At 59.8% G+C, this 14,740-nt stretch carries 15 protein-coding genes; 4 read left to right on the forward strand and 11 right to left on the reverse strand.

The genetic code is table 11. The annotated features are described in order from the left end of the window. Positions 1 to 70: 70 nt before the first annotated feature. The gene (locus IB245_RS11660; RefSeq protein WP_192227619.1) at positions 71 to 988 is read right to left on the reverse strand and encodes a LysR family transcriptional regulator; all 918 of its coding nucleotides are present in this window, start codon (positions 986 to 988) and stop codon (positions 71 to 73) included. A gap of 169 nt (positions 989 to 1,157) precedes the next feature. Between IB245_RS11660 and IB245_RS11665 the strand changes: the two genes are divergently transcribed. From IB245_RS11665 to IB245_RS11680, 4 genes are all read left to right on the forward strand, one after another. Then, complete coding sequence (locus IB245_RS11665; protein ID WP_192227620.1) at positions 1,158 to 2,441, forward strand: aspartate aminotransferase family protein; 1,284 nt, start codon at positions 1,158 to 1,160, stop codon at positions 2,439 to 2,441. Positions 2,442 to 2,682: 241 nt separating this feature from the next. Next, on the forward strand, positions 2,683 to 3,039 hold the full coding sequence (locus IB245_RS11670) for a type II toxin-antitoxin system RelE/ParE family toxin (RefSeq protein ID WP_192227621.1): 357 nt from the start codon (positions 2,683 to 2,685) through the stop codon (positions 3,037 to 3,039). Next, positions 3,032 to 3,352, forward strand: coding sequence for a helix-turn-helix domain-containing protein (locus IB245_RS11675; protein WP_192227622.1), 321 nt, complete (start codon positions 3,032 to 3,034; stop codon positions 3,350 to 3,352). Before IB245_RS11670 ends, IB245_RS11675 begins: the two co-directional genes overlap by 8 nt. An 84-nt stretch (positions 3,353 to 3,436) precedes the next feature. Next, the gene (locus tag IB245_RS11680; RefSeq protein ID WP_192227623.1) at positions 3,437 to 3,595 is read left to right on the forward strand and encodes a YqaE/Pmp3 family membrane protein; all 159 of its coding nucleotides are present in this window, start codon (positions 3,437 to 3,439) and stop codon (positions 3,593 to 3,595) included. A gap of 127 nt (positions 3,596 to 3,722) precedes the next feature. Here IB245_RS11680 and IB245_RS11685 read toward each other — a convergent pair whose 3' ends face one another. The 10 genes from IB245_RS11685 to IB245_RS11730 form a co-directional block, all read right to left on the reverse strand. Further along, positions 3,723 to 5,549, reverse strand: a complete 1,827-nt coding sequence (locus IB245_RS11685; RefSeq protein WP_192227624.1) for a S9 family peptidase — start codon at positions 5,547 to 5,549, stop codon at positions 3,723 to 3,725. Next, entirely contained in the window at positions 5,515 to 6,690 is a 1,176-nt protein-coding gene (gene pqqE, locus IB245_RS11690) for a pyrroloquinoline quinone biosynthesis protein PqqE (RefSeq protein WP_008024195.1), read from the reverse strand. Before pqqE ends, IB245_RS11685 begins: the two co-directional genes overlap by 35 nt. Then, positions 6,662 to 6,937, reverse strand: a complete 276-nt coding sequence (gene pqqD, locus IB245_RS11695; protein WP_008024193.1) for a pyrroloquinoline quinone biosynthesis peptide chaperone PqqD — start codon at positions 6,935 to 6,937, stop codon at positions 6,662 to 6,664. Before pqqD ends, pqqE begins: the two co-directional genes overlap by 29 nt. Continuing rightward, positions 6,934 to 7,686 carry a pyrroloquinoline-quinone synthase PqqC gene (gene pqqC / locus IB245_RS11700; protein WP_192227625.1) on the reverse strand — a complete coding sequence of 251 codons (753 nt, stop codon included), beginning with the start codon at positions 7,684 to 7,686 and terminating at the stop codon, positions 6,934 to 6,936. Before pqqC ends, pqqD begins: the two co-directional genes overlap by 4 nt. A 129-nt stretch (positions 7,687 to 7,815) precedes the next feature. After that, entirely contained in the window at positions 7,816 to 8,727 is a 912-nt protein-coding gene (gene pqqB / locus IB245_RS11705) for a pyrroloquinoline quinone biosynthesis protein PqqB (RefSeq protein ID WP_192227626.1), read from the reverse strand. Positions 8,728 to 8,799: 72 nt separating this feature from the next. Continuing rightward, positions 8,800 to 8,874, reverse strand: coding sequence for a pyrroloquinoline quinone precursor peptide PqqA (pqqA, locus tag IB245_RS11710; protein ID WP_009045898.1), 75 nt, complete (start codon positions 8,872 to 8,874; stop codon positions 8,800 to 8,802). A 155-nt stretch (positions 8,875 to 9,029) separates the two neighbouring features. After that, a complete protein-coding gene (pqqF, locus tag IB245_RS11715; RefSeq protein WP_192227627.1) occupies positions 9,030 to 11,456 on the reverse strand; it encodes a pyrroloquinoline quinone biosynthesis protein PqqF in 2,427 nt (808 codons plus the stop codon). Positions 11,457 to 11,504: 48 nt separating this feature from the next. Then, complete coding sequence (locus IB245_RS11720) at positions 11,505 to 12,299, reverse strand: carbon-nitrogen hydrolase family protein (RefSeq protein ID WP_008027017.1); 795 nt, start codon at positions 12,297 to 12,299, stop codon at positions 11,505 to 11,507. A 12-nt stretch (positions 12,300 to 12,311) separates the two neighbouring features. Then, entirely contained in the window at positions 12,312 to 13,994 is a 1,683-nt protein-coding gene (locus IB245_RS11725) for a flavin monoamine oxidase family protein (RefSeq protein WP_008027019.1), read from the reverse strand. Between the two features lie 263 nt (positions 13,995 to 14,257). Continuing rightward, positions 14,258 to 14,719, reverse strand: a complete 462-nt coding sequence (locus tag IB245_RS11730; RefSeq protein WP_008027020.1) for an Lrp/AsnC family transcriptional regulator — start codon at positions 14,717 to 14,719, stop codon at positions 14,258 to 14,260. Positions 14,720 to 14,740: the final 21 nt, after the last annotated feature.

Genomic DNA, 14,740 nt, shown 5'->3' on the forward strand with positions numbered 1-14,740 from the left:
AATGGATGTCAGGGAAACAGTCTGCAAAGCCCCGCTTCGGCGGGGTTTTCTTTTGCCCGCAGAAAAGTAGTCAGCTCATCCCGTCCAGGGTTGTCGGGACATTCGGGCCATTCATCACTTCTTCAAGCAAGGTCCGCAACAACGCCAATGACGCTTGTTGCCGTTGCACATCGCGACACACCAACCCGACTTTCAATGGCACCCGTGGCTCGGTCAGCGGCTTCCAGAGCAGTTCGTCATTGCCCAGCATCTTCTGCGAGCGGCCGGGCAGGACAGTGGCCAACCGGGTGTGCGGCAGGCTGTCGAGAATCCCCGCCATGTTGTTCAGTTCGGCCTGCACTTGCGGGCGTCGCCCCAGGCTGGCCAGTTGCGTCTGCCAGATCTGTCGCACCTGAAACTCTTCACCCAGCAGCAACATCGGCAACTCGGCGGCCTGACTCATGGAGACTTTCTTGAATTCACGCAGCGGATGATCCGCCGGGATGACCAGTGTCAGTTCATCTTCGTACAGCATCACGCCGTGTAGCCCCGGCTGACGGGGCGGCAGGTAACTGATGCCGATGTCCAGTGAACCGTTGAGCAGCCGTCGTTCGATTTCCAGTCCCGTCAGTTCATAGATCTGCACCACCAGGTGCGGCTGCGCCTTGCGCACGCGTTCGAGCATCTGCGGCACCAGGCTGGTGTGGACGGTTTGCAGCACGCCAATGGCCAGGGTGCGCAGCGCTTGTCCCTTGAAGTTGCCCAATGCTTCACGCGCCCGTTGCAGGCCGTCGAGCAAGGGCAGGGCGTGGTTGTACAGCGTGTGCGCGGCCAGGGTCGGCAGCAAGCGTTTACTGCTGCGCTCGAACAGGCTCACATCGAGGTGTTGTTCGAGCTGGCGAATCTGTTGGGAGAGTGCCGGTTGGGAGATTGAAAGCCGCTCGGCGGCCCGGCCCACATGGCCCTCTTCGTAGACCGCGACGAAATAACGCAGTTGTTTAAAATCCATAAGTTTTACTTATTGAAAATGCTGGGAAATCGAAATGGCTCAAGGTCTTGCCTGAGCCTAGTCTAACCGCATTCACAGGGCTTACAGGGCCATAGAACGCGATGACTACCGTTTACGCCGAAGGTGTTTACATAGGTAAGGCAAAACACTTCACACGAGGTGTTTTCGGATGAATTTGTTCAATTTACGACGCAACGCTCCCAGCCTTGATGACCTGAGCGCGGACACTTTCCTGTCGTACAGAAGTGACAATCTTTCCAGTGAGTGCCTGATGCCCAGTGTCGAGCGGCCGAAACAGATTTTTGTGCGCGGTCAGGGCTCCTGGTTGTGGGACAGCGAAGACCGCGCCTATCTGGATTTTTCCCAGGGGGGCGCGGCCAATAGCCTCGGACATAGCCCTTCGGTACTGGTCAACGCGATCACGGCGCAAGCTCAATCGCTGATCAACCCCGGTTTCGGCCTGCACAATCGCGGCATGCTCAACCTCGCCGAGCGGCTCTGCATCAGCACTGGCAGTGACCAGGCGTACCTGCTCAACAGTGGCAGTGAAGCCTGTGAAGCGGCGATCAAACTGGCGCGCAAGTGGGGCCAGCAACATCGCAGCGATGCGTCGCGGATCATCGTGGCCAACAACGGTTGCCATGGCCGTAGTCTCGGGACTATCCCCGCGTCGGACAGTTCCAGGCTGACCAACCGCTTCGAACCGCAACTTCCAGGCTTCAGCCACGTACCGTTCAATGATCTGGCCGCTCTGCACGCCGCCGTTGATGCCCGGACCGTGGCAATCATGCTTGAGCCGATCCAAAACGAAGCCGGGGTCATTCCCGCTACCGAGGATTACCTCAAGGGTGTCGAACGCCTGTGCCGTGAGCTTGGCATCCTGTTGATCTTCGACGAAGTGCAAACCGGTCTTGGTCGACTCGGCACCTTACTCGCGGAACAGTCCTACGGTGTGCGAGCCGATATCGTCGTCCTCGGCAAAGGCCTGGGCGGTGGTGTGCCCTTGGCGGCGCTGCTGGCACGTGGCAAAGCCTGCTGCTTCGACGTCGGCGAGCTGACGGGCACTCACCATGGCAACGCGCTGATGACCGCTGCTGGCCTGGCTGTGATCGATAGCGTGCAGGACAAGGGCTTTCTCGAGCATGTCAGGGAAACCGGCCAGCACTTGGGCGAAGGCCTGGCACGTCTGGCCCATCGCTACGGACACGGCGAACTGCGCGGTCAGGGATTGCTCTGGGGTCTGACCCTGTCCGACGATTCGGCTGACGCTGTAGTCAAAGCAGCGCTGTACGAAGGCTTGCTACTCGACGCCCCGCAAACCGATTGCCTGCGATTCACCCCAGCGCTCACGGTCAGTAAATCCAACATCGACGAAATGCTCCTGCGCCTGGCCCGCGCCTTTTCCCGCGTGCGCACCGCACAACTGCAATGCCGCAAAGGGATTGCCGTCTGATCAGAACCGCCCTACACGAATTTCCGAACCGTCTCGCGGTATAACGCATCGCCCCACGTTTGATTCTTTTGACGTGGGGCGTTTTTTTGTCTCTGCGTTTTTCCAGGCGCACTTCGTCGCTTGAACGGGAGATAAATCGGTGGCTTTTTAGAAAAGCCGGCAGGGAGTGCCGGTGTCAGTGAAGGATTCCTGGTTTTGATTTCTATACCACTCAGTGGTATGTTTTTTGGAAGGGATGCCAATGTCACCAAGGTTGTTCAAGACAAAGCGTTTTGCGATGCAGGCGGGTAAGGCCTGGATTGGTGATGATGAGCTTCGGGAGGCATTCACCGAAATGCTCAAGGGCCAGGTGGAAAGTCTCGGCGGCGGGGTTTGGAAGAAGCGTTTGAATGCCAACCGCCATCGCTCGATTGTTGTGGCGAAGGGCGGTCGTTACTGGATCTATCAGTTGCTGTTTGCGAAGAAGGATCGGAGCAATATCAGTTTTGCGGAACTGACCGAACTGCGTGGTTTAGCCAAGGTTTATGGCGTTATGACCGACATGCAAGTCCAGCACTTGTTGGATACCGAGGAGTTTGTGGAGATACACCATGAGTAAGAAATACAAAAGCGACGTGTTTGAGTCGATTCACGAATCCGCCAGTGCCTTGTACGCCATCGGCGCAATCAGCAAGGCAACCATGCGCGAGTTCGATGAATCCTGTCTCGCGACGGTGCCGGACGCGATTCCTGCAGAGCAGATCAAAGCGCTGCGTGAGCGCAACAACGTCAGCCAACCGGTGTTTGCGCGTTATCTGAACACCAGCGCGTCGACGGTCAAACAGTGGGAAGCAGGGGCTAAACACCCCAGTGGCATGGCGCTGAAGTTGTTGAGCATTGTGCAGAAACACGGTCTGGAGATACTGGCCTGAGGAACAGCACTGAACCCTGACGAACGGTGTTGGTCGATTAGCAGTAAGGCTCACGTGAGCCCACTTCAATTCAGGAGCTGCCCCATGGACTTCATTCGCATCCTCATCGCCATTCTATTGCCGCCACTGGGCGTGTTTCTGCAAGTCGGTTTCGCTGGCGCGTTCTGGCTGAATATTCTGCTGACGTTGTGCGGTTATATTCCAGGGATCGTGGATGCGGTGTACATCATCGCCAAGCGTTGAAAGCTGCAGCGTTTTATAGATCGCCTTCGCCGGCAAGCCGGTCTCGCTCCCACATGAAATCGCGTTCCCCTGATAGAACTCGGTCGAATGTGGGAGCGAGCCTGCTCGCGAAAGGCGCGACACGGTTTCAGCTTTCGAGCGCCATCACCCGTCGATAAAACAACCACTCCTGCTCCAGCGCATGGGCCTGATTGCCGGCCTTGCGGAAGCCGTGACGTTCGTCCGCGTAATAATGCGCCTGTACCAGAATGCCGTTTTGCTGCAACGCCTCGGCCATATCGCGGGTCTGTTGCGGCACGACCACAGCGTCCAGTTCGCCCTGAAAGAAAATCACCGGCACGCTGATGTTGCTCGCATGCAGCAGGGGCGTGCGTGCGGCGTAGCGCTCGGCGTCCAGCTCAGGATCGCCAATCAGCCAATCCAGGTAATCGCCTTCGAACTTGTGGGTTGCGCGGCCCAGGGCAACGGGATCGCTGACGCCGTAAAGGCTGGCGCCGGCGCGAAAGACCTTCTTGAACGCCAACGCACACAGCGTGGTGTAGCCGCCGGCACTGCCACCGCGAATAAACGCCTGGTCGCCATCGATCAATCCGCGTTCTGCGAGATGGGCGACTACCGCGCAGGCATCTTCCACATCCACTTCACCCCAACTCAAATGCAGCGCCTGGCGATAGGCCCGGCCGTAGCCGCTGCTGCCGCGGTAGTTGAGGTCGGCCACGGCGAAGCCGCGTTGCGCCCAGTACTGGATGCGCGGATCAAGCATCGGGTAGCACGCCGAAGTCGGGCCGCCGTGGATGAAGACCACCAGTGGCGGTTTCGCTTCGCCGGTCATCGCCGGGTAGAAAAAACCGTGAGCCTCACCCGAACCGCTCGGGTAGCGCAGGGTTTGCGCGATGCTGATCTGATCGGCGGGCAGCGGCGCGACTCCACCGGCCAATACCCTGACGGCTCGGGTCTTGCGGTCGATGGCGATCACGGCTGATGAACTGACCGGCGAAGCGGCGATGCAGTAGATGAATTGTTCATCCAGTGCGAGATGTCGGAATCGGCTGTAGTCCCCGGTGAAATCTTCTGTAGCGTCACCGCCAATGCCCAGTCGGCCGAATCCGCCTTCGGTCCAACTGGCCAGATAGCTGTTTTCACCCAAGGGCAGCCAAGTGCAGCCACCCAACTGCCAGGGCGCTGGTCCATGATCCGCCGCAGTGCTGGGCAACGGGCGCAACGCATCGGAAGACTCCGCCCACGGCTGCCAGTAACCGCCGCGATCCGTCAGGCAAAGCAGTCGGCCACGGTCATCGAATCGCGGTTGTTGCAACGACTCCTGAATATCTTCACCCGCCAGGCAGCGCGCTTGAGCGTAACGGCCATCGCTCTGGCGCTCGGCAACCATCAGGCGCGTCGCGGTCCATGGCTGGTCCGGACGGCTCCATTCGATCCAGGCCAACCGTCGAGCATCGGGGCTCAGTGTCGGCGCGGCATAAAAGTCGGCACCCTCGGCCAACAGATGCCGCGTGCTGTCCGCCAGATCGATGGCCACCAGTCGATGCCGATCCCGATGTTCTTCAACGGCCAACACTTGCCCGTTGGCAAATTGCAGATCGCCGTAGCGGCATTCACCGGACGTCAGCGCTTCGGGCATTTCGCCTTTGAGCGATTGGCGATACAGCTGCTGATCCGCCTCGTTGACGAAAACTACCCCGTCATCTGTCAGACAGAACGCTCCGCCGCCATATTCGTACACCCGACTGCGCACGCTGAAACCCATTGGCGTCAGGCAATGGGCCTGGCCATCACGCCAATGCCAGATTCGACAAGCGGCGTCCTCGGGACGGTACTCGTTCCAGAACAGGCCATGCTGGCCAACCTGCAGTTCGGCAAAGTCGACACCGGCAGCGACCGCTTTGGCGGCGCTGAAGGGTTCAGCTTTTTGCGATGAGTCGTGAGTTTCGTTCATTGCGAAAGGCCAGTTGTTCGATGGTCTGGGTCGCGTGCTCGGCTTCTTCGCGGGCCTTGAGAATCACGCCGTGATGTTCCGACTTGCTGCACACCGGGTCGGCGTTGCTGGCGTCACCGGTGAGCATGAAGGCCTGGCAGCGGCAGCCACCGAAGTCCTTTTCTTTCTCGTCGCACGAGCGGCATGGCTCGGGCATCCAGTCGTAACCGCGAAAGCGGTTGAAGCCAAACGAGTCGTACCAGATGTGCTGCATGCTGTGGTCGCGCACGTTAGGAAACTGCACCGGCATCTGTCGGGCGCCGTGACACGGCAGCGCGGTTCCGTCCGGGGTTACCGTCAGAAAAATACTGCCCCAACCGTTCATGCAGGCTTTCGGGCGTTCTTCGTAATAGTCCGGCGTGACGAAAATCAGCTTGCACGGATGCCCTTCGGCTTCGAGTTTTGCGCGGTATTCGTTGGTGATGCGTTCGGCCCGGACCAGTTGTTCCTTGGTCGGCAACAGACCGACCCGATTGAGCTGCGCCCAGCCGTAGAACTGGCACGTGGCGAGTTCGACGAAGTCCGCCTCAAGGGCGATGCACAGCTCGATGATCCGGTCGATCTTGTCGATGTTGTGCCGATGGGTGACGAAGTTCAGCACCATCGGATAACCATGTGCTTTCACTGCGCGAGCCATTTCCAGCTTTTGCGCGAAGGCCTTTTTCGAGCCGGCCAGCAAGTTGTTCACCTGCTCGTCGCTGGCCTGGAAGCTGATCTGGATATGGTCCAGGCCGGCCTTCTTGAAGTCGCTGATTTTCTGCTCGGTGAGGCCGATGCCGGAGGTGATCAGGTTGGTGTAGAAACCCAACTTGCGCGCCTCGGCAATCAGTTCGGCGAGGTCCTGGCGCACCAGCGGTTCACCGCCGGAAAAGCCCAGCTGCGCCGCGCCCATTTCCCGCGCTTCGCGGAACACCTTGATCCACTGTTCGGTGCTCAACTCTTTGCCTTGCTCGGCGAAATCCAGTGGATTGGAGCAGTACGGACATTGCAGCGGGCAGCGATACGTCAGTTCGGCCAGCAGCCACAGCGGCAGGCCGATTTCCGGTTTGGGCGGTAACTTGTCCGACACGGAATCAGGCAAGTTCGATCCAGTGCTGAGCACGGGCGACCTCCATGAATTGCTCGATGTCATCACCGAGCTCCGGCACGCCAGGGAACTGCGCGTCCAGCTCGGCGATGATCGCCGCGACGTCACGTTCGCCGTCGATCAAACCGCCGATCAGCGCGGCGCTTTCATTCAGTTTGATCATGCCTTCCGGGTACAGCAGCACATGGCCTTTCTGCGCAGGTTCATACTGGAACCGGTAGCCTGGACGCCAGGTTGGGGTCTTGCTGCGATCAAAACTCATAAGCTGATTCCTTTGTGCCAGACCCGTTGCTCGGTCACGCTGTGATACGGCGGGCGTTTCAGTTCGTAGGCCATGCTCATGGCATCGAGCATGCTCCAAAGAATGTCCAGTTTGAACTGGAGAATTTCCAGCATGCGCTCCTGGCCTTCCCGCGTCGTGTAGTGCTGCAGGGTGATCGCCAGACCGTGTTCGACATCGCGGCGCGCCTGGCCCAGACGGGTGCGGAAATATTCGTAACCGGCCGGGTCGATCCATGGGTAATGCTGCGGCCAGCTGTCGAGACGCGACTGGTGGATCTGCGGCGCGAACAGCTCGGTCAATGAGCTGCTGGCGGCTTCCTGCCAACTGGCCCGGCGGGCGAAGTTGACGTAGGCGTCCACGGCGAAACGCACGCCGGGCAACACCAGTTCCTGCGAGCGCAGTTGGTCCGGGTCGAGGCCGACGGCCTGTCCCAGACGCAGCCACGCTTCGATACCGCCGTCTTCGCCGGGGGCGCCGTCATGGTCGAGCAGGCGTTGAATCCACTCGCGGCGGATTTCCCGGTCCGGGCAATTGGCCAGAATCGCAGCGTCCTTCAGGGGGATGTTCACCTGATAGTAGAAGCGGTTGGCGACCCAGCCCTGGATCTGCTCGCGGGTCGCCCGGCCTTCGTACATCGCCACGTGATAGGGGTGATGGATATGGTAATAGGCGCCCTTGGCGCGCAGGGCGACTTCGAATTCGGCGGGGGACAGTGGGGTGTCAGTCATTTCGGTCTCCGGGGGAATAACCGGTGGATTCTGTTGTGTCTGTTCGGACGCTTTCGCGGGCAAGCCTCGCTCCTACAGGTTCGGCGCTATCCCTGTAGGAGCGAGGCTTGCCCGCGAAGAGGCCATCCGCTACAACACAATACTCATGCCGTCATACGCCACTTCAACGTCCCGCCGAGCCAGCTCGGCGCGCTCCGGCGAATCCTCATCGAGGATCGGGTTGGTGTTGTTGATGTGGATAAGCACCTTGCGCTGCTTGGGCAACTGTTCCAGCACTTCCAGCATACCGCCGGGGCCGTTCTGCGCCAGATGGCCCATTTCCCGGCCGGTGCGGGTGCCGACACCACGGCGCTGCATTTCGTCGTCGTCCCACATCGTGCCGTCCACCAGCAGGCAGTCGCTGCCGGCCATGATTTCCAGCAACGGCGCGTCGACTTTGCCCAGGCCCGGCGCGTAGAACAGCTTGCCGCCGGTGTTCAGGTCTTCAATGATCAACCCGATGTTGTCGCCCGGATGCGGGTCGAAGCGGTGCGGCGAATACGGTGGCGCGGCACTGCGTAGTGGCAGTGGAGTGAAACGCAGACTCGGGCAGGTCGGGATGGTGAAGCTGCAGTCGAGTTCGATGCGGTTCCAGTTCAGCCCGCCGTTCCAGTGGGTCAGCATGGTAAACAGCGGGAAACCGGTGCTCAGGTCTTCATGGACCATGTCGGTGCACCAGACGTTGTGCGGGCAACCCTCGCGCAGGCTGAGCAGGCCGGTGGTGTGGTCGATCTGGCTGTCCATCAGGATGATCGCGCTGATACCGGTATCGCGCAGGGCGCGGCCCGGTTGCATCGGGGCAAAATTCTGGAGCTGGGCGCGGATGTCCGGCGAGGCGTTGCACAGCACCCAGTTCACGCCGTCATCGGAAATCGCGATGGACGACTGGGTCCGCGCCTTGGCGTTCAGGCTCCCGTCGCGAAAACCTGCGCAGTTCACGCAGTTGCAGTTCCACTGGGGGAAACCGCCGCCGGCGGCGGAACCTAGAATCTGGACAAACATGGGTGCTCCATCATTTCAACGCTGAAAATAAAAACGCCTCGGCAAACCGAGGCGCTGAACGGCAGGACAAGCTTAGCGGCTTGCGAAGTACATGGTGACTTCAAAGCCGATACGCAGGTCGGTGTAAGCAGGTTTGGACCAGGACATGGGAGCGCTCCTTCAGGTGATGGGACGGTTGAGATCTATACATATAGTCCACCTCCAGCCGGAGATGTTCAGATAGTTAGGTGGCTATGTTACTCAAAATTACAGAGCGATTGGCCTGCAATCTCGGAAAAAGCTAATTGCACCAGCGGTAATGATCATTTTGCCACTTGCCAAGGCGCCTCCGGCTGCGAACTGCTGGCCAGACCGCGCCAGCCGCCCTCGGCGTTGATCAGGCGCAGTGCGGCGGCGCGCAGGGCAGAACGATCGATGTCCAGAATGGCTTGGGGAAGCTGCGTCAGATAATCCGACGAGTGGCCGGCCAGCTTGCCCTGCCATTGCAGTTCGGCGGCCTGGGCGACGGGCAACGCAGCGATCTGGAATTGATCGGCCAAGGCCTGACGCTGGGCAACGAAGGTCGCCTCGTCGATGCCGTCGATCATTGCGGGCAGGTCGTTCAGAAAGTCTTCCATATGTTGCAGCAGGTTCAGAGGCGCGACGCTCGGTGATTGCACGCCGAACAGAACGCCCGTCTGCCCATGGACCTGCCGCAGCGCACTGAACACCGCATAACCCAGTTGCAACTCCACGCGAAGGCGCTGGTAGAACGGCGTCTGACAAATGTGCGCGAGCAAACGCCACGCAGCGTCGTCAGAGATTTCCTGCGTGGCCGTCGGACAGAACAGCAACAGCGCGTGTTCGCTGGAACCGGTGTCGACGGCGGTCCACAGACGCAGCCCGTTGATCGAGGGCGGCGACGACGGTTGAGTGTCCGCAATGCCGGGCACGCGACTCAGGGCGAACCCTATCGCTGCTTGAGTCTGTGCCGACAACCCGATTGCCAGGCCTTCCCAGCGCGCCGTCGACCACAGCTGCTGCAAGTCATCAGCGACAGCGCTGTGCTCAAGGCAATGATCAGGCAGCGCTTTCAGCAGTTGTTTAATCGGTATCAACGCGGCGCTTTTCGGTTCTTCCTGTGTGAAACCGGCGTCAGGGTTTGTCAGCTCTTTCAGCGCATGTTCGAGGACGGTCGGCATCGACTCTTGCAGCCCCGTCATTTTCAGCAACCATTCATTTCCTGAGGCGCTGAAGGAACAGTCGACGCCCGCCTGACGGGCATCTTCGAGCAGTGGTTGCAGGCGGTTTTCCAGACCCTGCTGATGGCGGGGTTGAGGTCTGGACTCTAATCGCCAGCGCAGATAAATCGCGCCTTCAGCGGTGTTGTCCGGCAGGGCCTGGCTGAATTGCATCGGCGAGTTTTCGCGACGGCTGCGCGAGCGGTCCTGAGCGAATGTCCGCAGGCCACGGTGTTTGCTGGTCTGGCCGCGAATCAGACCGGCATTTGAGGGTGGCGCCTCGGCGCGCAAGAACGGATTCGGTGTCGGCAGTTGCCATTCACCACTGAAGTTATCCACAGCACCGATTTTCTTCAGGATGACCTTGAGCGCTACAACGCCTTGCTCGGATAACCCGGTTTCAAGCTGTTCGCTGTCGAGTCGGGCCAGCTGCATAGCACTGCTGACTTGTTGCTGGCGCTGAAGCACGGCAGCGTACTCCTCACGCAGAAGGGTCCAATCTTGTTGAGCAGCAAAAAAGCCCAGCCAATCCAGGAGCTTCTCGCTCAGGATGCTCGCCGATGCGGTCGTTGTGAATTCAACGTGCAGCACGGCTTGTCCGGCAAATTGATACAGCGGCTTGGCATTCAGATGCTCAGCCAAACCGCATTCGCGCAATACAGTCAGCAGCCCGCCGGGTTTCGCGGCGTTCAACCAATGGCACAGAAACGCCAATGCTTCGGTCGACGCATTGGGCAGTGCTTCGAAGGTAAACAGCAGATCCAGCCGACGCTCGCCAGCCTGTTGATAACTTGAGACTGAAGACTCCATCAGCGGCACAGGAGCCTGTTGCGGGAGGTTTTTTCCCTCGGAAATCACCGCACCGAACTTCAGCGCCATTTGCTTCAACTCTTCGATACTTTGCGGGCCGACCAGGCTCAGCGTCATCTGTCCGGTCTGATAAAACCGCTGATGGAAATCCCGCAGCGCTTGCTGAAACTCCGGTTGCTGCACGGGCAGGCTGTCGCGGTTGCCGGCATGAAAGCCGCGCAACGGATGAGTCGGCGAAAGCCCATCGAACAACGCCAGTTGCTGCTGTGCCGTAGGATCCTGCGACCAGGCGACAAACTCTGCGTGCAGCACTTCCCGTTCCCGCAACTGATCGTCCAGATTCATACGCGGATGAGCGAGCATGTCTGACAGACGCTGCAATCCTTCGTTGAAGACTTGAGGTGGCAACTCGAAAAAGAAGTCGGTGGTGCGCTCGCTGGTCCGTGCATTCACTTGCCCGCCATGACCTTGTACGTAGGCCATCAGCCCTTGTTCCGCAGGAAAACGCTCGGTACCGAGAAACAACAGGTGCTCAAGAAAATGCGCCAGACCTGGCCATGCCAATGGCACGTCATGACTGCCCGCGGCGACCCGCAACGCGGCCGCACAACGCTTCAGATTCGGGGCATGACGCAGCGTCACCCGCAGGCCGTTGGCCAGGGTTTCAGTGTGAGGGCGAGGGGGATTCAGCGCAGGCATGAGCACTTCCAGAACAGGGAAGCGCTAATGCTAGCGGATTACTGGGTGTCAGCGCTTGTTCAGCTCGCCGTAAAGCTCGGGGCGGCGATCGAGAAAGTAACGATTGGCGGCGCGGGAATCGATCATCAACTGGCGATCCAGCTCACCGACAATCAGCGCTTCATCGAGGCCCGCCTGTGCGATGCGGCTGCCATCCGGTGCGGCGATGCTGCTCTGGCCGCAGTAGTGGATGTCGCCTTCGTTGCCGCAGTAATTGGCATAAGCCACGTAACACTGGTTTTCGAAGGCGCGGGCGCGGACGGTGACGTCGGCGATGAAGTCGTAAGGAATCATGTTCGCCGTCGGCACCAGAATCAGCTCGGCGCCGGCCAGGGCCAGACGCCGCGCGTTCTCCGGGAACTCCATGTCGTAGCAAATCAGGAAACCGAGCTTCCAGCCGTTGAGCTCCACCAGCGGAAAATCATCCTGGCCGGCGCTGAACATCGAGTGATCGAGGTCGCCGAACAGGTGAGTCTTGCGGTAGTTGCACAGGCGTTCGCCATTGGCGTCGATCAGTTGCACGGCGTTGTAGATCTGCCCGTCTTCGGTGCGCTCGGGATAGCCATACAAAATGGCGATCCCCGCCGTCTTGGCAATGCGCGCGATCTGCTGCGCCGATTCACCGTTGTGCACCTCCGCCAGGACGCTGACGGCATCGACGCCGATGTTGTAACCGGTCAGGAACATCTCCGGCAGGACCAGCAAATCGGCGCCTTTGGCCTCCAGCGCCAGTTGATGCAGGCGTTGCAAATTGCCGGCGACGTCCAGAGGCAGCGGTGGACATTGGTAAAGGGCTACGCGCATTTCGAACTCCTTTTACTCGGGCAGGGCGATCGGACCGATCTCGTTGAACACATCTCCTGGACCCGGGTTCTCGGCGTGAGTTTCACCGCCGAAGTGTTTCATGATGCCCCACACCGCATTGAGCGAGGTTTGCACCGCGCCTTCGACCCACGCAGGCGTCCACGAAACGTCGTCGCCGGCGATGAAAATCCCGCGCTGTTCGGCTGGCATATCAGCCTGCATGAAGTGCGCGTACATGCGCTGGTTGTAGCGGTAGTGACCGGGCAACGCGCCTTTGAATGCGCCAAGGAAATGCGGGTCGGCTTCCCACGACACGGTGATCGGATCGCCGATGATTCGCGCGGCGATGTCGACTTTCGGGTAGATCTTTTTCAGCGCGTTCAACGCCAGTTCGACGCGTTTTTCCACTGGGTGGGGAAGCATTTTCAACGCATCGCTCATCCACGAGTACGACAGGCAAATCACGCCCGGCTTGTCGTCGCCGTTATCGAACAGATAGGTGCCGCGGGTCAGGCGATCGGTGAGGGTCATGCTCATCAGGTCGCGGCCGGTTTCCGGATCCTTGTCCTTCCAGAACGGGCGGTCGACCATCACGAAGGTTTTGGAAGATTGCATGTAGCGGGTGCGGTCGAGGGCCATCCACATCTTTTGCGAGAACAGGGTTTCGTCGCACTCGATCTGGGTGGTCAGCAGCCAGCTCTGGCAGGTGGTCAGCACCGCCGCGTACTCGCGGGTATCGCCGTTGTTATCGGTGACCGCAAAACGGCCGTCCGCGGCGTGAGCGATTTTTTTGACCCCGGAGCGTGGCGCGCCTCTGTGCAGCGACTTGAGGCTGGTGCCTTCGGGCCAGTGCACGCAACGTTCCGGCGCATGGCGCCAGATGCCTTGCGGCACTTGTTCGACGCCGCCGACGACCAGGTGTTGGTGATCGTCGCAGTTAGTCATCACTACGCGGAAGATTTCCAGCATCGAGTTCGGGAAGTCCGAGTCCCAGCCACCGGTGCCGAAACCAACCTGGCCGAATACTTCGCGGTGATGGAACGACAGCTTGGCGAAGGCTTCGGAGGTGGCGACAAAGTCGTAGAAGGTGCGGTCGTCCCACAGCGGAACCAGGGTGTTCCACAACTCTTTGAGGCGTGGCACGTCGCGGTCGCGGATCGCTTGCTGGATATCGGAGAACTGTGAACCGGCTTCCAGTGCGTCCGCCCACGCGTCAGCCACTTCCTGGAACAGTGCCGGAAGATCCGCCAGTTTCTGTGCGTAATGGGTTTTGCCTTCCAGGTCGATGACGGTGCTGCCAGAGGCAGGGGTCAGCGGATTGGGAAAGGGTTTGGTCTCGAGGCCGAGCTTGTCGACATAGTGGTAAAACGCGGTGGACGACACCGGGAAGCGCATGCCGCCCAGTTCGGCGACGATGCCATCGGTCCCGTTGAACGCCTGCGAGCGCAGACGGCCGCCCAATTTCGAGGCCTCATAGACGACGGGCTTGAGGCCCAGTTTCATCAGTTCGTAGGCCGCGACCAAACCGGCGATACCGGCGCCGACAATCGCTACTTCGGCGCCGTGGTTGTGCGCAGGAATGCTGCCGAGGCCGGCCGGGTGTTCGATCCAGTCGTCGAAGGCGAAAGGAAAGTCCGGGCCAAAAATGGTGACTGGTTTTTTACCGTCTGCAGGATGGCGATTGTTCTTGTTCATGGCTGACCTTGCTGGCGACCGGACGCGGGGTGCGCGTCTGAGTATAGGAAAAGATGGCAGCCATTCTAGAGAGCGTAGAACACGTTAATAAGACGCAATGTGTCGTCGTTTTGCTAATTAATTGAGCAAAATGACGAGCTATTGCTACACACCGTCCAGTGTGGGAGCGAGCCTGCTCGCGATGACGGTGTGTCAGTCGACATTGATAGTGATGGGTAAATCGATTCGTCGGCAAGCCGGTCTCGCTCCCACCTTGGTCGGCGTTAAACCGGCTGGCCGCGATCTATCTTGCTGCTGAGAATGATCGACGTGGTCGTCTTCTCCACCCCGTCCACACTGCCGATCTGATCCAGCAACTGATCCAGTTGCTCCGGCGAATCAGTGCGCAACCAGGCCACATAATCAAATTCGCCACTCACCGCACACAACTGCTGAACCTGAGCCATCGCACTCAAGCGCCGCAACACTTCCTTGCCAGAGCGCGGTTGCACCGTGATCCCGACGTACGCCTGCAATCCGCCGTCCACCACACGCTGGCCCAAGCGCACGCCGTAACCGGTGATGACCCTGGCCTTTTCCAGGCGCGACAGCCGCGACGTTACAGTGGTGCGGGCGATGCCCAATTGCCGGGCGAGCATGGCCACGCTTTCACGGGCATTGATTTGCAGGGCCGCGATCAATTGGCGGTCGATTTCGTCAAGAACGGGCGGGCGAGTGTCAGGCAATGGTCGTCTCCAGCAACACAA

The organism is Pseudomonas sp. PDM02, assembly GCF_014852285.1.
GTDB classification, from domain to species: domain Bacteria; phylum Pseudomonadota; class Gammaproteobacteria; order Pseudomonadales; family Pseudomonadaceae; genus Aquipseudomonas; species Aquipseudomonas migulae.